This window comes from Streptomyces sp. NPDC001549 (genome assembly GCF_042894025.1).
Classification (GTDB): Bacteria; Actinomycetota; Actinomycetes; order Streptomycetales; family Streptomycetaceae; genus Streptomyces; species Streptomyces kutzneri.
In genome coordinates this window covers 24630-43573 of sequence record NZ_JBIAVJ010000043.1, presented here as the reverse complement: position 1 = coordinate 43573, position 18944 = coordinate 24630, and the positions used below count along the sequence as shown (strand labels likewise).

Below are 18944 nucleotides of genomic sequence, written 5' to 3'. Positions count from 1 at the left end.
GACCGGCTGATCTACCAGGCCCGGCTGCAGGCGCGGTACGGCCGGTCATGGCGGCGGAAGGCTCCGGTGGAGGCGCTGATGCCGCTGAAGCTGGCGAAGATCGGTGTGCCGCTCGCGGAGACGACCGCGGAGGCGCTGGCGGCGACGGGCATCGAGCCGGCGGTGCTGCCGCCGGTGGAGCAGCAGGGCCAGCAGCAGCTCCAGCAGCAGGCCCAGCAGGCCCCGGCGCTGGCGGCGGCGCCCGGGCTCGCGCAGCAGGCCCAGCAGCCTCAGCAGGCCGCCCAGCAAGCCGCGCAGCAGGCCCAGCAGATGCAGAACGCGGCCGGTGTACCCGGTGCTCCGGGTGTTCCCGATGTTCCCGGGGCTGCCCACCACAACCCGCCGCCCTTCGCGGTGGACCCGACGGCCATGCCCGCGGCCCACAACAGCGCCTGGTTCGCCGCGCCGCTGGCGCCGCAGGCGGCGTACGAGGGTGGCTACAACCCCCAGTACGTGGAGGGCCTGGAGCCGACCCCGGTCCTGCCCCCGATGGGTCCGGACGAGGAGCAGTCCGCGCAGCAGGAGCTCTCCATCCCGGCTCCGCGCCAGGAGGAGGCCCCGGCCGAGGGTCCCGAGACGCCTGACGAGGCCGAGTTCGCCGAGGCGGCGTACAAGGTGTTCTGCGCGCTGGTCGACGAGAAGCAGGACTATCCGTCGGCGGAGGCCCTCGACATACACCTGTCGGACGGTTACGGCGTGACCCACCCGCGCAGCGGTTCGCTGCTGCGCCGGATGATCCCGGCGTTCAAGCAGCGGTACCACAAGGACCGTGAGGCCGAGCACATCGCCTGACGGCCGCGGACAGCGGAAAGGGCCCGCACCCCTCGGGGTGCGGGCCCTTCCACGTGCCGGGTCGGCCGGGTCGGCCGGCTGAGACGGCTCAGACGGCTCAGACGGCGAGCAGCTTGCGCACGCGGTCGGCGCCCACCGCCAGCAGCAGCGTGGGCAGGCGCGGTCCGGTCTCCCGGGTCACGAGGAGCCGGTAGAGCAGCGCGAAGAACGTGCGCTGCGCGACCTTGAGTTCCGGCGTCGGCTTGGCGTCGGGCTCAAGGCCCGCCATGACCTTCGGGACGCCGTAGACGAGCGTGGTCAGCCCGTCCAGGGACCAGTGCGAGTCCAGCCCGTCGAGGAGCAGTCGCAGCGACTCGCGGCCCTCGTCGTCCAGGGACGACAGCAGCTCGGTGTCGGCCTCCTCGCGTACGAGGGTGCGCTGGTCGGCCGGGACCTGGGTGGTGATCCAGTTCTCGGCGCGGTCCAGGCGCGGCCGTACCTCGTCGAGGGAGGTGAGCGGCTGCGTCGGGTCGAGGTCGGTCAGGATGCGCAGGGTCTGCTCGTCGTGGCCGGCGGTGATGTCGGCGACGGAGGCGAGCGTCCGGTACGGGAGCGGGCGCGGGGTGCGCGGCAGCTCGGCGGCGGCGGTGCGGACGGCGCGGGTGTGCGCGGCGGCGTCGGCGGGCAGCACGGAGCCGTCGGCGACCTTGGCCTCCAGCTTGTCCCACTCGTCGTAGAGCCGCTGGATCTCCTGGTCGAAGGCGATCTTGAAGGACTGGTTGGGGCGGCGGCGGGCGTAGAGCCAGCGCAGCAGCTGCGGCTCCATGATCTTCAGCGCGTCGGCCGGGGTCGGGACCCCGCCCTTGCTGGAGGACATCTTCGCCATGCCGCTGATGCCGACGAACGCGTACATCGGTCCGATCGGCTGCTCGCCGCCGAAGATGTGCACGATCTGGCCGCCGACCTGGAAGGACGAGCCGGGCGAGGAGTGGTCGACGCCGGAGGGCTCGAAGATCACGCCCTCGTAGGCCCAGCGCATCGGCCAGTCGACCTTCCAGACCAGCTTGCCGCGGTTGAACTCGCTGAGCTTGACCGTCTCGGTGAACTCGTCCTCGGTGCAGACGTAGGTCATCTCGGTGGTCTCGTCGTCGTACGAGGTGACCTTGGTGAAGTCCTTGCCGCACTGGCCGCAGTACGGCTTGTACGGGAAGTACCCGCCCTCGCCGGTGCTGCCGTCGTCCTCGGCGGCCGCGCCGGAGCCCTCGGCGGCCTCCAGCTCGGCCTCGTCGACCTGCTTCTGCTGGGGCTTCTTGCCGCCCGGCTTCTGCTTGGTGCGGTACTGGTCGAGGACCGCGTCGATGTCGCCGCGGTGCTTCATCGCGAACAGCACCTGCTCGCGGTAGACGCCGTTCGTGTACTGCTCGGTCTGGCTGATCGGGTCGTACTCGACGCCCATCTCGGCCAGTGCCTCGACGAAGACGGCCTTGAAGTGCTCGGCCCAGTTCGGGTACGCGGACCCGGCCGGCGCGGGCACGGCGGTCAGCGGGCGCCCGATGTGCTGCGCCCACGACTCGTCGATGCCGGGCACGCCCGCGGGCACCTTCCGGTACCGGTCGTAGTCGTCCCAGGAGATGAGGTGGCGGACCTCGATGCCCCGGCGGCGGATCTCGTCCGCGACCAGGTGCGGGGTCATGACCTCGCGGAGGTTGCCCAGGTGGATGGGGCCGGAGGGGGAGAGTCCGGACGCGACGACGACAGGTTTGCCGGGTGCTCGGCGCTCCGCCTCGGCGATGACCTCGTCCGCGAAACGGGAGACCCAGTCGGTCTCGGTGCTGCTCTGAGCCACGACACGTCCTTCTATCTCGAATGCTGGCTTCAGCCATTCTCCCAGACGGAACGGGTCGCTCTGAGGTTGCTTTTCCACCGGGAAACGGGTTGCCCCCTCGTGGGATACTCGGCACTTGTCGGAACAACCAAGTGCACCCACCGGCACAACCTCACAGGAACGGCAGCTCATGGCCTCGGTCCCTTCCCTCGCTTCTTCCGTCAATCAGCGCGTCGCGGACGCCCTTGCCTCCGCCCTGCCGGAGGCCGGTGGCGCGGACCCGCTGCTGCGACGAAGCGACCGGGCCGACTTCCAGGCCAACGGCATCCTGGCGCTCGCGAAGAAGGCCAAGGCCAACCCGCGCGAGCTGGCGGCGACCGTGGTCGCGGGCATCCCGACCGGTGACCTGATCCAGGAGATCGAGGTCTCCGGACCCGGCTTCCTCAACATCACCATCTCCGACCGGGCGATCATCGAGACCCTGGCCGCGCGGGCCGGCGACGACCGTCTGGGCGTGCCGCTCGCGGCGAACCCGGGCACCACGGTGATCGACTACGCGCAGCCGAACGTCGCCAAGGAGATGCACGTCGGCCACCTGCGGTCCGCCGTGATCGGCGCCGCGATGGTCGAGATCCTGGAGTTCACGGGCGAGAAGGTGATCCGCCGCCACCACATCGGCGACTGGGGCACCCAGTTCGGCATGCTCATCCAGTACCTGCTGGAGCACCCGCACGAACTGGACCACAAGTCGGACGAGGAGGTGTCCGGCGAGGAGGCCATGTCCAACCTGAACCGGCTCTACAAGGCCTCGCGCGCGCTCTTCGACTCCGACGAGGAGTTCAAGACGCGGGCCCGGGCGCGGGTGGTCGACCTCCAGGCCGGCGACGCGCAGACCCTCGCCCTGTGGCAGCGGTTCGTCGACGAGTCGAAGATCTACTTCTACTCCGTCTTCAACAAGCTGGACATGGACATCCAGGACCCCGACGTGGTCGGCGAGTCCGGCTACAACGACATGCTGGTCGAGACCTGCAAGCTGCTGGAGGACTCGGGCGTCGCCGTCCGCTCCAACGGCGCGCTGTGCGTGTTCTTCGACGACGTCAAGGGCCAGGACGGCAACCCGACCCCGCTGATCGTGCAGAAGTCGGACGGCGGCTTCGGCTACGCGGCGACCGACCTGTCGGCGATCCGCGACCGCGTGGGCAACCTGGGCGCGACCGAGCTGATCTACGTGGTCGACGCGCGGCAGTCCCTGCACTTCAAGATGGTCTTCGAGACGGCGCGCCGGGCGGGCTGGCTGAGCGACGAGGTCAAGGCCGTGCAGCTGGCCTTCGGCACGGTGCTCGGCAAGGACGGCAAGCCGTTCAAGACCCGTGAGGGCGAGACCGTCCGGCTCGTGGACCTGCTGGACGAGGCCGTGGAGCGGGCGACGGCCGTCGTGCGCGAGAAGGACAAGGACCGCGGCCTGCTCACCGAGCAGGAGATCGTCGAGAACGGCCTCCAGGTCGGCATCGGTGCGGTCAAGTACGCGGACCTCTCCACCTCGGCGGCGCGCGACTACAAGTTCGACCTGGACCAGATGGTGTCGCTGACCGGTGACACGTCCGTGTACCTCCAGTACGCGTACGCCCGGATCCGGTCGATCCTGCGCAACGCGGGCGACCGTTCCCCGGTGGCCCACCCGGAGCTGGAGCTGGCTTCGGCCGAGCGGGCGCTGGGGCTGCACCTGGACGGGTTCGGCGCGCTGATCGAGGAGGCGGCCGCGGAGCACGCCCCGCACAAGGTGGCCGCGTACCTGTACCAGCTGGCCTCGCTGTTCACGACGTTCTACACGGAGTGCCCCGTCGTGAAGCCGGAGCCGGAGCTCGTCGTCGGCGAGAACCGGCTGTTCCTGTGCGAGCTGACCGCCCGCACCCTGAACAAGGGCATGGCCCTCCTCGGCATCCGGACCCCCGAGAAGCTCTGACCTCGCTCGATCCGCACAACCCGCGCCAAATGTGTACGGCCCCGGCAGCTGCTGCTGGGGTCGTACGCATTTCGTGATCTACGAGGCCCCCACAATCCAGCCACCCCCACTAATCTGATCGTGTTCAAAACTTAGTGGGGGGACACCCGTGAAGAGCATCAAGCGCATGGCCGCCGTGGCCGCGGTGGCCGTGGCCGGCCCGACCATCCTGACCGCGACGCCCGCGATGGCCGCCGACCAGCCGGCCGTCATCGTCCCGGACGTGGCACCGAAGGACGACGCCGCCGACGCGGGAACGCCGGCCCCGGCCGTGCCGGACGTCCAGGCGCCGGCCCCGGCGCCGGCCCCCGTACCTGCGCCGGCCGTCCCGGACGCCCAGGCGCCCGCGCCGCAGCCGGCGCCCGTCGCCGAGAAGGCGGCGAAGGACACCAAGAGCGACGAGGACGCGCAGGACGCCGAGTCCGACGGGATCCTCATGGGTCCCGAGGTCACGGTCGCGGGCATCCCGAAGGACGGTTTCAAGGCCGGCGGCGGCTGGACCCCGCTGAAGGTGACGGTCGACAATTCCGGCCACATCGCCGTCCCGGACTACACGCCGAGCGTGACCGTCTACGAGGAGGACGGCAAGTTCAAGCCCTCGCAGATCAAGGTCGAGTGGAAGACCGCCGGCGGAACCTGGCAGGCCGCCAAGCTCGTACAGGGCGAGGCGCTCGGCCCCGGCCTCCAATACACCTTCGGGACGGCCCCGTCCGTCACCAAGGACACCTCCTACACGGTCGACGTGCGGATCTCCTTCGCCGCGGACAGCCCGGTGGTGCCCTTCGACCTGGCCTCGGACGGCAAGAGCCGCGTCGGGAACCACGTCAACCACTCGCCCTCCACCTGGTACAGCACCCGGATCGCCGGTGCGGTCGGCGGACCCGAGGACCCGTTCGTCGAGGGCCCCGCGCTGACGGTGAACGGCGTACCGGAGAGCATCAAGGCGGGCGGTGACTGGACGAACCTGTCCGTCCACGTGGACAACGCCGGGAAGCAGGCCCTGAAGGGATTCAACGTCGGGCTGGTCATGGCCCGTCCCGACTGGGTCAAGATGAAGCCCTCCCAGATCAAGGTCGAGGTCCTGAGCAAGGACAAGAGCGGCAAGGCCGGCTGGCACGAGGCCGAGGTCTGGTCCGAGGAGGAGAGCGTCTTCTTCGGCATCGATCTCGCGGGCGGCCCGGTCGCGGCCGGCCAGAGCTTCGACGTCCAGGTCCGGATCCGCTTCGCCGCCGACGCGCCCCTCGGTGCCGTCAGCATCTTCTCCTGGGGCTCGTCCAACGTCGGCCCGGACTCCCCGGAGCCGTGGGCGGACTCGCGTTCCAAGGCCCGCCTGACGAACATCGTCGCCGCCTCCGCGGACACGGGCGGGAACGGCAACCAGCCGAACCCGAACGGTGGCGCCAAGCCGATCACCGACACGACCGGCAACACGGGCACGACTGGTAACACCGCCACCACCGCCACCACCGGTGGCGAGCTCGCCGCCACCGGCAGCGACCCGGCCACCACCTGGGCTCTCGGCGGCGCCGGCGTGGCCCTCGCCATGGGCGCCGCCCTGGTCGCGGGCACCGGTCGCCGCCGCCGCACCACCGCCTGAGGCGCCGCCCGCGTTCACCCGTACGGCCCGATTCGGGCCGTACGGGCCGTACGGGCCGGGTAGGGGGCCGGCCCTCCTTCCGGCCGGGCGGCCCCGTGGACCCGGACCCGGGCGAGTACCACCCGCGCCCGGACCAGCTCGGCCCGTAGCCCGCCCGGCGTGTCGTGGGACCGTACATATTTCGCAATCCTGTAGCCCTCTGCAAGCCCCTCCCGTCTCACTAACCTAGGCGCCTCCCAAGGGGTTTGGGGTGGCTCCGGTCTGATGCCCGGAGCCCGGGGAGGTAAAGAGCATGCAGTTCAAGCGCATGGCCGTCGTGGCAGCAGCCGCGATGGCCGGCCAAACGCTCCTGATCGCCGCACCAGCGGTGGCCGAGGAGCATCCGGCGGTGACCGCGCCGGACGCGGTACCCGCGGACACCGCCGGACCGGCGGAGGCAGCGGCAGCGGCGCAGGGGCAGACCGGGGAGAAGGAACAGGCCGAGGACACCGGCCCGCAGCAGCCCGCCGCGCAGGCCGTGGTCGCACCGGAGACGCCGAAGGCGCCGGAGGCACCGGAGACGCCCACCGTCCCGGCCGCGTCCGAGGCACAGCCGCAGACCCAGACACAGCCGCAGGCGCAGACACAGGCGCTGCCCGAGGCCGTCGAGGACGAGCAGGACACCGGGTCGGACCGGATCCTGGTGGGGCCCGAGGTCACGGTCCAGGGCATCCCCGCGGACGGCTTCAAGGCCGACGGCAGCTGGACCCCGCTCACCGTGACCGTCGACAACTCGGGCCACGTCGCGGTGGCGGACTACACCCCGATGCTGGGCGTCTCGCAGGCCGCCGGACAGTTCGGGCCCGCCCACATCAAGGTCGAGTACCGCACCGCGGGCGGGCCGTGGACGGCCGCCGCGCCGGTCCAGACCGCGGCCCCCACGCTGGGCTATGCCCTCGGCAGCGCCACCGCGGTCCCCGTCGGCCAGGTCCGGACGATCGACGTCCGGATCAGCTTCGCCGCGGACACCCCCGTCGTGCCGTTCGACCTGACGGCGGACGGCACGGGCCGGGTCGGGACGGCCACCGGCAGCTCCCCCACCTCCTCGTACGCGACCAGGATCGCGGGCGCGCCCGGTGGCGACGAGGACCCGCTGTTCACCGAAGGTCCCGCCCTGACGGTGAGCGGGGTCCCGGAATCGGTACGTGCGGGCGGCGACTGGACGGACCTCTCCGTCCGGGTGGACAACACGGGGAAGGGTGAGCTGGCCGCCTTCGACCTGGGACTGGTCCTGGCCCGGCCCGACTTCGTCTCCATGCAGGTCTCGCAGATCTCGGTCGAGGTCCTGCGGCCGGCCGCGGACGGACAGCCGGCGGCCTGGCAGGCCGTGGAGATCACCTCGGACGAGGACGGCTACTTCTTCGCGGGCGGCCTCGTGCGCGGCCCGATCGGCGCGGGTGCGGCCTTCGACGTCCCGGTCCGCGTCCGCTTCTCCGCCGACGCCCCGACCGGCTCGGTCTCCTTCTTCGCCTGGGGCACGTCCCAGGTCGACGCGGAAACACCCCCACCCTGGGCCGGCTCCCGCTCGAAGCGCCAACTGACCACCCTCCTGCAACCGGCCACCACCCCGGGCGGGGAGACTCCGGGCGGGGGGACCCCGGGCAGCGAAACCCCTGGAGGAGGAACCCCGGGCGGGGAGACCCCCGGCGGAGGCACCCCAGGAGGCGACACCCCAGGCGGAGGAATCCCTGGGGGCGAAACCCCTGGCGGAGGCACCCCAGGCGGGGAGACTCCCGGCGGAGGCACCCCGGGCGGAGGCACTCCCGGCGCAGAGACCCCGGGCGAAGGCACCCCTGGAGGGGGCACCCCCGGAGGGAGCACCCCCGGAGGGGACACCCCAGCGGGAGGGATCCCAGGCGGAGGCACTCCCGGAGGGGGCGCTCCCGGCGCGGAGACCCCGGGCAGCGGAACCCCCGGCGGGGGCACCCCCGGAGGGGGCACCCCGGACGGAGGCACTCCCGGAGGGGCCACCCCGGGCAGCGAAACTCCCGGAGGAGGCGCTCCCGGCGGGGACACCCCAGCGGGAGGGACCCCGGGCAGCGGAACCCCCGGCGGAGGCGCCCCCGCAGGGGAGACCCCCGGCAGCGGGACCCCAGGCGGAGGCGCCCCGGCAGGGGAGACCCCCGGGGGCGGCACCCCGGGTGGTGCACCCGGTGGCAACGTGCCGGAGCCGAACGGCGGCACCGGCACCGTCACCGTCCCCACCAGCGGCAGCGCCACCGGCGCCACCGCGCTCGCCGCCACCGGCGCCGACCCGGCCACCAGCTGGGCGCTCGGCGGTGCGGGGACGGCCTTGGCCCTGGGCGCCGCCCTGGTCGCCGGCACCGGCCGCCACCGCCGCCGCCGCCGCACCAACTGACGCCCCCGGTTTCACCCGTACGGCCCGATTCGGGCCGTACGGGCCGGGTAGGGGACGGCCCGTCCTTCCCCCACCCACCACCGGAGGCCTCCGTGCCCGACATGAACGGCCCCTACAAGCCCGGCACTCCCTGCTGGATCGACCTGATGGTCCCCGACCAGCAGGCCGCCCTCGACTTCTACTGCGACCTGTTCGGCTGGCAGGGCGAGATCGGCCCGGCCGAGCAGGGCGGCTACTCCGTCTGCACCCTCAAGGGCCGTCCGGTCGCCGGCATCATGAAGGCGATGAACCCGGACGGCACCGTCCCGGACCCGATGCCGCCGACCGTGTGGACCACGTACCTCTCCACCGACGCCATCGACCCCACCCTCAAGGCCGCCACCGACGCCCACGGCACCGTCGTGATGGGCCCGATGGACGTCATGGACCTCGGGCGGATGGCCGTCGTCGCCGACCCGACCGGTGCCGTGTTCGGCCTGTGGCAGCCGGGCTCCTTCGACGGCGCCGGCATCGTCAACGAGCACGGCGCCCTCATCTGGAACGAGCTGAGCACCAGCGACGTCCCCGCCGCCGCCGCGTTCTACTCCGCCATCCTGCCGATCACCACGGCCGCCTCCCACATGCCCGGCGCCGAGGGGTACACGGAGTTCAAGGCCTCCGGGCGCGTGGTGGGCGGAATGATGAACCTGGACCAGTCGCCGCCCGGCACTCCCCCGAACTGGCTGCCGTACTTCCAGGTCGACAGCGTCGACGACATCCAGGCCGCCGCCGAACGGGCCGGGGCCACCGTCCTCGCCCCCGCCTTCGACATGGTGGCGGGCCGCATGGCCGTCCTGGCCGACCCGCAGGGCGGCCCCTTCGCGGTAATCACCTCGACGATCACGGAGCAGCCCGCCTGATGCGACCGGGAGCACGGGGAACGCCCTCTCCCCGTGCGCCCCTCACCTCGTGAACCGGTGCCACCAGCGGCGGGGCCGCCGGGACAACTCGCGCACGGCCGCGGCCTCCTCCCTGCACTCCGCCTCCCGCTTCGCATCGCCGACTGCGGCGAAGCCCGCCGCGGCCCGCTCGAAGTTCTCCTCGGCCTCCGTCAGGCGGCCCAGGACCCCAAGGGTGTAGGCCAGCGCCCTCGCCGCACCGGCCTGGCCGGCCTGGTCCCGCGCAGCGGCCAGGAGCACGCACGCACGCTCGTGCGCTTCCAACGCCTGCGCCAACCGCCCCTCCCGGACGTGGAACAGGCCCAGGTTGGTCAGCACCACGCCTTCGCCCTGCCGGTTGCCATCCGCCGTGAAGAGGCTCAGCGCCTCCTCGAAACGGGCCTGCACCTCGTCCGCCTGCCCGACGGACAACAGCGAGGACGCGATCCAGGTCAGGGTCCAGGCCACTCGGGTCCGGTTGCCCAGACCCCGCACGATGACGAGTGCCTCCTCCCGTACGGCCACGCACTCCTCGCGCCGTCCCGCCACCCCCAGCGCATCACCGAGCGCGTCCAGCGCGATGACCTCGCGGTGCCGGTCGCCCAGCTCCCGCATGAGGGCGAGAGACTGCCGGTGCATGGCGATCGCCTCGTCCAGCCGTCCCAGGTACTGGAGGTCGGCGCCCAGCGTCACCAGGACCGCGGCTTCCGCGTGCCGGTTCCCCAGCTCGCGGTTGATGTCCAACGCTTCTTGGTGAGCGTGGCGCGCCTCCTCGTAACGGCGCACAGCGCTGTACGAGGTGCCCAGCAGGTTCAACGCCCTGCCCTCCCCCTCCCTGTCGGAGCTCTCGCGGAACCGGGTCAGGGCCTCCGTCAGCCGGTCGGTGGCCTCCGCCCAGTCGTGCGCCTGGCACAGTGCGCTGCCGAGGTCGCACACCGCGACGGCAAGGGCGTCGGGCCTGCCCGTCGTGCGCACGGCTGCGAGAACGTGGCGCGCCATCAGCAAGTGTTCTTGCGCGTGCCCGTAGAGCTGGAGGTAGGGAGCCAGGAGGTCGGCCAGCTCCACGGCGGTGTCCACCCGGCCGGAGTCGGCCGCGAAGCCCACGGCGGCGGCCAGCAGCGGACGCTCCGTGTCGAGCCAGTCCAGCGCCTGCGCCACGGAAGGCAGTCCCGGCCCACTGCTGCCCGGACTGTTCACTCCCAGGACCTCCTGCGCCACTCCGGTGCTGACGACCAGGTCCGCCAGGAAGGTGTCGGTCGCCTCCTCCCGCCCGTCCTCCTCGGCGCACTCCTCGCCCCGCTCCAGCGCGTACAGCCGCAGCAGGTCGTGCATCCGCCACCGTCCCGAGCCGACGGGCTGCTCGGTCAGCAGGCTGGCTCGTACGAGCGCGGCCAGCTTGGGCCGCACGTCCTCGCCCTCGCCGGTGAGCAGACCGGCGTACCCGGTCCGGCAGTCCGGGCCGGGGTTCACCGTCAACAGCCGGAAGATCCGCGCCTGGTCGGCGGGCAGCCGCGCGTACGAGAGGTCGAACGCGGCCCGCACCCCCACCGGTACGCCGCCCTCGTCGAAGGTCAGCGCCTCCAGCCGGCTCCGGGCTTCGGCCAGCCGCTGCGCCAGCTCCCCCGCGGACAGTCCGGGATCGCCCGCCAGCACCGCCCCCGCCACCGCGAGGGCCAGCGGCAGCCGTCCGCACCGCCGGGCTATCCCGGCCAGTGCCTCGGGCTCCCGTGAGGGCCGGGGATCGTCCGGCCACGCACGCAGCACCGCATCGGCGAGGAGCTCGGCCGCGGGCCCCTCCGCCAGCTCGTCCAGCGGGAGCACCCGCCCCGCGAACCCGGGAGCCACCAGCCGGTGCCGCGAGGTCACCAGCAGCCGGTGCGCGTCCGCGGCCGGTACGAGGTCCCGCACCTGCCCGACCGAACCCGCGTCGTCGGCCACGATCAGCACGCGCTGCCCGGCCTGGGCGAAGGCCGCCAGCCGCGCCCGGTACAGCGCCACCCGGCCCTCCGGCGACTCTGGCATGTCCGCGTCGCGGAGCCCCAGGTGGCGCAACATCTCCTGGACCGCCTGCGGCCCGCTCACCCCGCCATCGGGGGCGTAGCCGCGCAGCGACAGGAAGAACACCCGGTCGCCGAACCAACCCAGTTCCACGGCCCGGTGGGCCGTGGACACCGCTAGCGCGCTCTTGCCCACGCCGGCCAGTCCGGCCACCACGACGACCGGCGGGCCGCCCTCCGCGAGCAGTCCCACCAGTTCCTTGACCGGCCCGTCGCGCCCGACCAGGGCGGCGGGCGCGTCGGGCAGGCCGAGCAGCGCCCGGGGCGCGGGGCCGGCGCCGGCCGCGTAGGTGATGTGGTCGCCGGCGACCTGGGTGATCCGCGCGTTCTCGTCGGCGCGGGCCCACTGCTGGTTGCCCACTAGGAGGTGGGGGTGGTACCGGGGGTGGTACCGGGGGTGGTACCGCCGGTGTCGGTGGTCTGCTGCACGCGGGAGTCGTCGTCGGCCCGAGCCCGCTGGTCCAGCAGACCGGGAGCCGAGCCTCCGCCGGACTGGGTGATCTGACCGGTCCCGGAGGCGCGGGCCCGCTGCCGCACCACGGTCTGTCCGGCAACGGCTGCGCCCGGCCCGCTGCTCGCCCACCAGGCCCCGGCCAGCCCGAAGGCCGCCGCCATGGCCCCGGCGAACCCGGCGGCGGCCGCCACCTTGTCCGAGTCCTTGTCCGGCAACCAGCCGAAGGGGTCCACCTGGCCCAGCTTGAAGCTGAGCAGGAACACGATCGCCGTGCCCCCAATGACGACAGCCCACCGCAACGGACGTGACACTGGCCCCCCTTGATGCGTCTTCCGAGCATCCGAAGCTAGCAGGCACCCCCGCGGAACTCGCACCAGACGACCTTCCCCGGCGTCCGGGCCAGCACCCCCCACTCGTCGGCGACCCCGGCGACGAGGGTGAGCCCGCGCCCGTGCGGTCGCCCGGTGATCCGGGAGAACCCGGGCCCGCCGTCGTGCACCTCGATGCGGACGGTCGCGTCCTCGAAGCCGAACAGCCGCAGCAGGTAACCACGGCCGGGCGGTACGCCGTACCGCAGGGCGTTGGTGGCCAGCTCGCTCACGCAGAGCAACATCTCGTCGCGGTGCTCGGTCACCACCCACGCCTGCAAGGTGTCACGTGTGAACTGGCGCGCAGCTGCGACGGTTCGGGGTGAGCGCAGGTAGAGGCGCTCGCGCATGAGCGCCGCCTGGATAGTTGGATTCACGGGACGATCGTCGCGTTGCGTGACTAGCGTGTGGCTGAGCGCGGACCCGTACTCCTTCATGAGTACGGGTCTGCACGGGGTATTCCGCTTGCGTGGGTGGGGAGTTCGCTGTCATGCCACCGAGGAAACGAGTACGGCCGAACGCGACGACCATGAAGATGGTCGGCGCGATGGTGGCCGAGCCCGCATCGCCAAGAACCTGACCCAGAAGCAGCTGGGCGAGCTGGTCCGCCTGGACGCGGAGACCATCGCGTCGATCGAGCAGGGCCGGCGGGCGCTGATGCCGAACGTCGCCGAGCTGATGGATCTGCACCTGGGGCTGCCAGGGCTGCTGACCGTGGCGGCGAACGAGATGCCGCTGATCGATACGATTCCGCCCTGGGCCGAGGAGTACATGGACCTCGAAAAGCGTGCTATCGCGCTGTCCTGGTACGAGTCCATTCGCATCCCTGGCCTGCTGCAGACCGAGAACCATGCGCGTGCGCTGTTCCGTAACCGCGTGCCAGCCCATCCCGGGGAGGAGATCGAAGCTCTGACGGTAAGTCGCATCGCTCGGCAGGAGATCCTGCACCGCGCGGTTCCGCCCAGCATCAGTTTCGTCCTCTGGGAAGCTGCGTTCCAAGTCCGCATCGGCGGAAGCCAGATCTACCGGGAGCAGTTGCGCCATCTGCTCAGCTGCATGGAACTGCCCAATATCACTCTGCAGATCCTGCCCTTCGGCCAAACAACGCACGCTGGGCTCAACGAGCCGTTCATTCTCCTGGAAACCCCGGCCCACCAGCACCTCGGTTACGCCGAAACCCAGCGCGGCAGCCTGCTGATCTCTGACCCCGATGAGGTCAGCATCCTCGCGCGCAAGTATGCGATGCTGCGAACCCAGGCCCTCAACACCGAGCAAACACGGGGCCTGTTGGACCGCCTGCTAGGAGAGACATGAGCGCCACGACTGCACTCAAGTGGTTCAAGTCCAGCTACAGCGGCGATGAAGGCGGCGCCTGCCTGGAAGTTGCCGCTGCCTGGCGCAAGTCCTCGTACAGCGGTGACGAAGGCGACGCCTGCGTCGAGATTGCCACCAGCCCGACGACCATCCACGTCCGGGACTCGAAGGTCCAGGACGGGCCGATCCTGGCTCTCGCGCCGGCGAGCTGGGCGGCGCTGACCGGCTGGCTGGCTCGATAGCCCACAAGATCTGCGAATGGCAGGTGCCGCTTGACGTACCCGACAGAGCTGACGGAAGCCTGCATCGATGATGCGAGCAACATACTCGTCGCGCCTTCGACGTTGCAGGACAAGGACCTGATCAGGGACTTCTTCGGGTCCGTGATCACACCGGAGGACCTCGCTTCCGGTTCGCCCGACCTCGCGCGGAAGACCGTCTACCTGTGTGGCGACGTATTCGGGATCAGCTGCCGTCAACTGGAGGCGGCGGACCGGGTGTTCGTCGTCCGGGAGCTGTCGCGCGGGTACCGCGAGGACGTCGGCACGCCTTGGACCCTCGTCGATGTCGGCCGAGTTCCCCTCCGGGTACACGGCGCCGGCGTGTACTACCGCCGCTTCTTCGACCTCGACGCCGATCACTTCGGACGGATCCGTGCGGAGCACGCCTTCCAGTCCCTGACGGAGTCCACCAAGCCTGGAACGGCCCATCGCAGCGGAATCTATCTGACGCCCGTCGAGCAGGACGGTGACGCACTGCATTTCCGCCTGCTCCGGTGCTCCACGAATCTCTCGGGGCCGACCGAGGGCTTTCGCGCGACCGACACCCGCATCGTCGAGGCTCTGAATCGCGAGGCCGCCACCGTATTCCGGGACCAGGCGCCGCTGAATCATGTCCTCGCGCAGATCTACCACAACACCCTTGCCACGGCCGAGCGTAAGCAGTCCAAGGCCAAGATATCGGCCCATGCCGACAAGACCAAGGACATGCCCGCCAATGGCGTCATGGCCTTCTGTACCTTCTATGACGGGCTCGAAAAGCTGAAACCCCTGGCCGAAGACCCCTTCGACTACGGTGTGAAGCGTGCCAGCGGGCTGACCAGACTCCACTTTCGCCTCAAGGAGCCGATCGGGGAACACGACGGGGTGGCGCTCCCCCCGCAGTTCGCCCTGACGCTCTACCCCGGCTCCGTGTTCTTCATGCCGCTGTCCACCAACCGTCTGTACACGCACGAAATCCTGCCCTCGGCGTTGGGCGCCGAGACCCTCCCGACCCGCCTGGGGTACGTGGTGCGCTGTTCGAGCGCCGAAGCCGTTCACAGGAACGGCCACACGTTCCTCAAAGCGGCCGGGGATCTGGTGAAGCTGGGGCCACCCACACCGGAGGGCATGGACGAGCTGCGCAGGCTGTACGCCGAGGAGAACAGGACCTCGTCCTTCATCGACTACGGCGACGAATTCCTCTTCAGCATGAACACCGGAGACTATGTTGCCCCCCGGGTCTAGGATCTCCGACGAGATCATCTCGCACTCGTTGCCGGCCGAGCAGGATCTCTTTGCGGAGCTGTCCACGTCGGCTCGTCTGGAAGCCGCAGGAAAGGGCCGGCAAGGTGCCGTGCTCACCAGGGTCGACGAGGCGGAGGGTGTGCCTCTCGTACGCACCACCACTCGATACAGCAGCCCGCCGCAGCGTTTCCGCGCGGTGCACGAACGGCTGGCGCAACAGATTCAAGAACATGCGGCGATCCCGGTCGGCTTCAACAACGCTCTCATCGAGAGCTACACGAATGTCTACAGGACCATGGGGAGCCATTCCGACCAAGCCCTGGATCTGGCCGACGAGTCGTTTATCGCCGTCTTCTCCTGCTATCGGCATCCCGAAGCCAGCCCGCCACGGAAGCTGGTATTCGAATCCAAGGGGTCTGATGTCGACACGTTCGAGATCCCTCTCACCCACAACAGCGTCGTCGCGTTCTCTGTCGACTCGAATCGGCGGTTCAAGCACAAGATCGTGCTGGACACGCCCGTCCCGACGGCGGACAACCAATGGCTGGGCGTGACGTTCCGGACGTCGAAGACCTTCGTTCGGTTTCGCGACGGACAGGCGTACCTCCCGCAGGGCGCGCGCCTCACTTCGGCCGACGCCGAGCAGAGGCGCGAGTTCTACCGGCTACGGCGCCGCGAGAACGATGAAACGGACTTCGTCTATCCCCCGTTGACGTACACCGTCAGCGAGAGCGATCTGCTGCCGCCTGTCTGACCTCAAGGGCTGCTCGCCGAAGCCGCCCCCGGCCGCCCCGCCACCAGCGCCGCCAGGCCGTCCAGCAGCCGGTCCAGGGCGAAGCGGAACTGGAAGTCCGGCTCCCCGGAGCCGCTGAAGGCGTCCGAATCCAGCAGCCGCGTCACGGCCGGGTGGCTGTCCGGGCCGGCGAGCAGCCGCAGGGTGCGGACGTACTGGGCCAGGGCCTGCTCCGGGGTCACGCCCGACTTCATGATGGCGTCGATCATGTCTGCGGCCATCGTGGCCTCGTTCCGCACCAGGCCCCCGATCAGGATGATCGTGGAGAGCTTCTCGCCCTCCGCCAGGCCCGCGCCGGCCATCGCACCGAGCCCCCGGTCCATCCAGGCCAGCTGGTTCGGGGTGACGGGCGGGGCAGTGAGCGGGATGCGCAGGATCCAGGAGTTGGCCATGAGCACGGCCCGCTGCGCGTACGCCCAGTTCGTCAGCAGCTCGCGCCAGCCCCACCCCTGCGCCTCCGGCGGCAGCGGCGGCGGGGTGCCGACGCCGGCGTCGGACATGAGGACGTACAGCTCCTCCTTGGCGGCGACGTACCGGTAGAGGGACATGGTCGAGACGCCCAGCTCCTTGGCCACGCGGCCCATGGAGACGGCGTCCATCCCCTCACCCGAGGCCAGCGCCACCGCCGCCTCCACGATGCGGGGCAGCGTGAGCGTGGGGCGCGGCCCCTTGCCCGGGCGTTCGCGCAGACCCCAGGCCATTTCCAGGCTGGCCGGAAGCCCGGTCCCGCTGTCCTCGTCCGCCATGACCGCCCACTCCTCGATTGACCCCCATCCTAGTTCTGTGTATTACTTACGCAGAAGAGCGTAAGGCATACGCAGAAGCTGGGAAGGGAGCACCATCCCCCATGACCACGCACGCCTCCGGCGACCTCGGCATCCAGGCCGCCGGCCTGACCAAGTCCTACGGCGACCTCCGCGTCCTCGACGGCATCGACCTCGCCGTCCCGCGCGGCAGCGTCCTCGCCCTCCTCGGCCCCAACGGCGCCGGCAAGACCACCACCGTCCGGATCCTCGCCACCCTCACCGCCGCCGACTCCGGCACCGCCCGCGTCGCCGGGCACGACACCGCCACCGCACGCTCCCGGGTCCGCGAACTCATCGCCCTCACCGGCCAGTTCGCCGCGGTCGACGAGCTCCTGACCGGCACCGAGACCCTCCGCATGATGGGCCGCCTCGCCGGGCTCCGCCCGCGCGCCGCCCGCACCCGTGCCGACGAGCTCCTTGACCGGTTCGGCCTCACCGAAGCGGCCGGCCGCACCGCGAAGACGTACTCCGGCGGCATGCGCCGCCGCCTCGACCTCGCCGCGAGCCTCGTCTCCCGCCCCGAGGTGATCTTCCTGGACGAGCCGACCAGCGGCCTCGACCCGCGCAGCCGCCAGGACCTCTGGGAGCTCGTACGAGAACTGCGCGCCGACGGCACCACCGTGCTGCTCACCACCCAGTACCTGGAGGAGGCCGACCGGCTCGCCGACCGCGTCGCCGTCCTCGCCGACGGCCGCATCGCCGCCGAGGGCACCCCGGCCGAACTGAAGTCCCGGGTCGCGGGCCACCGGCTCGACCTGACCCTCACCACCGCCGCCGCCTACGAGGCCCTCGCCCCGCGCGCCGTCCACCTCGCCCCCGACGAGCTCACCCTCGGCCTGCCCACCGACGGCACCGCCGCCCACGTCCGGACCCTGCTCGACGAACTCGACCCGGACCGCACCGGCATCGACCGTTTCGCCCTGCGCAGCGCCACCCTCGATGACGTCTTCCTCGCCCTGACGGGAGCCGCCCGATGACTGCCACGCCCGTGAGCGCCTTCGCCCTGGCCGGCCGCAGCCTGCGCATCAGCAGCCGCCGGCCCGACGCGCTGATCGCCGCCCTGATGCTGCCCGTCATGCTGATGCTGATCTTCGTCTACTTCTTCGGCGGGGCCATCGACACCGGCACGGCGTACGTGACGTACGTGGTGCCCGGCGCCATGCTGCTCTGCGCGGGCTTCGGCGCGGCCTCCACCGCCGTCAGCGTCACCGAGGACATGACGAACGGCGTCATCGACCGCTTCCGCTCCCTCGATGTCGGCGGCATCCCGATCCTCGCCGGGCACGTCGCGGCCTCGGTGGTGCGCAACCTGATCTCCACCACCCTGGTCCTCGCGGTCGCCCTCGCGATCGGCTTCCGCCCGCAGGCGGGCCCGGCCGCCTTCCTCGCCGCGGCCGGCCTGCTGCTGACGTACATCACGGCGATCTCGTGGCTGGCCGCCGCGCTCGGACTGCTCGCCAGGACCCCGGAGGCGGCGGGCGGCTTCACCTTCCTGATGATGTTCCTGCCGTACCCGTCCAGCGCCTTCGTCCCCATCGAGACCATGCCCGGCTGGCTCCACGGCTTCGCCGACCACCAGCCGCTGACCCCGGTGATCGAATCCCTGCGCGCACTGCTCCTGGCGCAGCCCGCGGGAAATGCCCCCTGGGTGGCCCTGACCTGGTGCGCCGGCATCACGGCCGTGGCCATGATCCTGGCGGCGGTCCTGTTCCGCGGCAGGACCCGCTGACGGGCTCCGGTCGGAGCCCCTCAGCGGGCCTGTGAGCCTGCCGCTCAGCCGTTGAGCGGGTAGGAGTGGCGGCCCGTGGCCTCATCGATCTCGGCGTGGGCCTTCTGCAACATCTGCGACGCGAGATCCATGAGCGCACGAGCGCCCGCGATCTCTTCCCCGACCCTCAGCTGCTCCGGGTCGGAGGGATGACGCAAGGCATAGCCCCGCGCCTTGATCTCGGAGCCGTCCCCGAGCCTTACCAGGGCCGCCGCACTGGTGCGGTGGCCCTCCTCGGTGAATTCGAGCTCCACATGCCACCCGACGAGCGTGGCCATGGTGCATCACCTCCAGGGGGTCACCCTTCCCTCCAGGGTGCGCCCGCGCGGG

The 18944-nt window shown here is 71.2% G+C and carries 16 protein-coding genes and 1 pseudogene; 11 read left to right on the top strand and 6 right to left on the bottom strand.

Translation table 11 applies throughout. The annotated features are described in order from the left end of the window. A pseudogene (locus ACFY04_RS40730) lies at positions 1 to 831 on the top strand (hypothetical protein); the annotation flags it as partial. A 97-nt stretch (positions 832 to 928) separates the two neighbouring features. Here ACFY04_RS40730 and lysS read toward each other — a convergent pair. Beyond that, a complete protein-coding gene (gene lysS / locus ACFY04_RS40725; protein WP_389125623.1) occupies positions 929 to 2656 on the bottom strand; it encodes a lysine--tRNA ligase in 1728 nt (575 codons plus the stop codon). A gap of 169 nt (positions 2657 to 2825) precedes the next feature. Here lysS and argS point away from each other — a divergent pair, with 169 nt between their 5' ends. The 4 genes from argS to ACFY04_RS40705 all read left to right on the top strand — a co-directional run bounded on the left by argS (position 2826) and on the right by ACFY04_RS40705 (position 9531). Next, entirely contained in the window at positions 2826 to 4598 is a 1773-nt protein-coding gene (gene argS / locus ACFY04_RS40720) for an arginine--tRNA ligase (RefSeq protein WP_389125620.1), read from the top strand. A 148-nt stretch (positions 4599 to 4746) separates the two neighbouring features. Beyond that, positions 4747 to 6234, top strand: a complete 1488-nt coding sequence (locus ACFY04_RS40715) for a hypothetical protein (RefSeq protein WP_389125617.1) — start codon at positions 4747 to 4749, stop codon at positions 6232 to 6234. Between the two features lie 292 nt (positions 6235 to 6526). Then, on the top strand, positions 6527 to 8632 hold the full coding sequence (locus ACFY04_RS40710; protein ID WP_389125615.1) for a hypothetical protein: 2106 nt from the start codon (positions 6527 to 6529) through the stop codon (positions 8630 to 8632). Between the two features lie 101 nt (positions 8633 to 8733). Next, positions 8734 to 9531 (top strand): VOC family protein, encoded by a 798-nt coding sequence (locus tag ACFY04_RS40705; protein WP_389125630.1) that lies wholly within the window; start codon positions 8734 to 8736, stop codon positions 9529 to 9531. Positions 9532 to 9573: 42 nt separating this feature from the next. Here ACFY04_RS40705 and ACFY04_RS40700 read toward each other — a convergent pair whose 3' ends face one another. The 3 genes from ACFY04_RS40700 to ACFY04_RS40690 are packed head-to-tail and all read right to left on the bottom strand — an operon-like array spanning position 9574 to position 12805. Next, positions 9574 to 11967, bottom strand: coding sequence for a tetratricopeptide repeat protein (locus ACFY04_RS40700; RefSeq protein WP_389125613.1), 2394 nt, complete (start codon positions 11965 to 11967; stop codon positions 9574 to 9576). Beyond that, positions 11967 to 12371, bottom strand: coding sequence for a hypothetical protein (locus tag ACFY04_RS40695; RefSeq protein ID WP_389125611.1), 405 nt, complete (start codon positions 12369 to 12371; stop codon positions 11967 to 11969). The genes ACFY04_RS40700 and ACFY04_RS40695 overlap by 1 nt, the downstream gene beginning before the upstream one ends. Before the next feature lie 35 nt (positions 12372 to 12406). Continuing rightward, positions 12407 to 12805: an ATP-binding protein gene (locus ACFY04_RS40690; protein WP_389125608.1), complete on the bottom strand. Its 399-nt coding sequence runs from the start codon at positions 12803 to 12805 to the stop codon at positions 12407 to 12409. Positions 12806 to 12863: 58 nt separating this feature from the next. Between ACFY04_RS40690 and ACFY04_RS40685 the strand changes: the two genes are divergently transcribed. The 4 genes from ACFY04_RS40685 to ACFY04_RS40670 are packed head-to-tail and all read left to right on the top strand — an operon-like array spanning position 12864 to position 16001. Further along, positions 12864 to 13742: a Scr1 family TA system antitoxin-like transcriptional regulator gene (locus ACFY04_RS40685; RefSeq protein ID WP_389125605.1), complete on the top strand. Its 879-nt coding sequence runs from the start codon at positions 12864 to 12866 to the stop codon at positions 13740 to 13742. Further along, entirely contained in the window at positions 13739 to 13984 is a 246-nt protein-coding gene (locus ACFY04_RS40680; RefSeq protein WP_389125603.1) for a DUF397 domain-containing protein, read from the top strand. The genes ACFY04_RS40685 and ACFY04_RS40680 overlap by 4 nt, the downstream gene beginning before the upstream one ends. Positions 13985 to 14014: 30 nt before the next feature. Next, entirely contained in the window at positions 14015 to 15247 is a 1233-nt protein-coding gene (locus ACFY04_RS40675) for a hypothetical protein (protein WP_389125600.1), read from the top strand. After that, the gene (locus tag ACFY04_RS40670) at positions 15231 to 16001 is read left to right on the top strand and encodes an alpha-ketoglutarate-dependent dioxygenase AlkB (protein WP_389125628.1); all 771 of its coding nucleotides are present in this window, start codon (positions 15231 to 15233) and stop codon (positions 15999 to 16001) included. Before ACFY04_RS40675 ends, ACFY04_RS40670 begins: the two co-directional genes overlap by 17 nt. 2 nt (positions 16002 to 16003) lie before the next feature. Here the strand turns inward: ACFY04_RS40670 and ACFY04_RS40665 are convergent, their stop codons facing one another. Beyond that, positions 16004 to 16786, bottom strand: a complete 783-nt coding sequence (locus ACFY04_RS40665) for a TetR/AcrR family transcriptional regulator (protein ID WP_389125597.1) — start codon at positions 16784 to 16786, stop codon at positions 16004 to 16006. Between the two features lie 101 nt (positions 16787 to 16887). Between ACFY04_RS40665 and ACFY04_RS40660 the strand changes: the two genes are divergently transcribed. Both ACFY04_RS40660 and ACFY04_RS40655 read left to right on the top strand, forming a co-directional pair. Beyond that, the gene (locus ACFY04_RS40660) at positions 16888 to 17823 is read left to right on the top strand and encodes an ATP-binding cassette domain-containing protein (RefSeq protein ID WP_389125595.1); all 936 of its coding nucleotides are present in this window, start codon (positions 16888 to 16890) and stop codon (positions 17821 to 17823) included. Further along, positions 17820 to 18575 carry an ABC transporter permease gene (locus ACFY04_RS40655; protein WP_389125592.1) on the top strand — a complete coding sequence of 252 codons (756 nt, stop codon included), beginning with the start codon at positions 17820 to 17822 and terminating at the stop codon, positions 18573 to 18575. The genes ACFY04_RS40660 and ACFY04_RS40655 overlap by 4 nt, the downstream gene beginning before the upstream one ends. Before the next feature lie 44 nt (positions 18576 to 18619). Here the strand turns inward: ACFY04_RS40655 and ACFY04_RS40650 are convergent, their stop codons facing one another. Then, a complete protein-coding gene (locus tag ACFY04_RS40650) occupies positions 18620 to 18892 on the bottom strand; it encodes a DUF1876 domain-containing protein (RefSeq protein ID WP_030721318.1) in 273 nt (90 codons plus the stop codon). Between the last annotated feature and the right edge of the window lie 52 nt (positions 18893 to 18944).

What these genes read in the sequence shown, in the direction of transcription:
- argS (WP_389125620.1), top strand. Translation starts at nt 2,826, where the DNA reads ATGGCCTCGGTCCCTTCCCTCGCTTCTTCCGTCAATCAGCGCGTCGCG.
- ACFY04_RS40710 (WP_389125615.1), top strand. Translation starts at nt 6,527, where the DNA reads ATGCAGTTCAAGCGCATGGCCGTCGTGGCAGCAGCCGCGATGGCCGGC.
- ACFY04_RS40705 (WP_389125630.1), top strand. Translation starts at nt 8,734, where the DNA reads ATGAACGGCCCCTACAAGCCCGGCACTCCCTGCTGGATCGACCTGATG.
- ACFY04_RS40685 (WP_389125605.1), top strand. Translation starts at nt 12,864, where the DNA reads ATGAGTACGGGTCTGCACGGGGTATTCCGCTTGCGTGGGTGGGGAGTT.
- ACFY04_RS40680 (WP_389125603.1), top strand. Translation starts at nt 13,739, where the DNA reads ATGAGCGCCACGACTGCACTCAAGTGGTTCAAGTCCAGCTACAGCGGC.
- ACFY04_RS40665 (WP_389125597.1), bottom strand. Translation starts at nt 16,786, where the DNA reads ATGGCGGACGAGGACAGCGGGACCGGGCTTCCGGCCAGCCTGGAAATG.
- ACFY04_RS40660 (WP_389125595.1), top strand. Translation starts at nt 16,888, where the DNA reads ATGACCACGCACGCCTCCGGCGACCTCGGCATCCAGGCCGCCGGCCTG.
- ACFY04_RS40655 (WP_389125592.1), top strand. Translation starts at nt 17,820, where the DNA reads ATGACTGCCACGCCCGTGAGCGCCTTCGCCCTGGCCGGCCGCAGCCTG.
- ACFY04_RS40650 (WP_030721318.1), bottom strand. Translation starts at nt 18,892, where the DNA reads ATGGCCACGCTCGTCGGGTGGCATGTGGAGCTCGAATTCACCGAGGAG.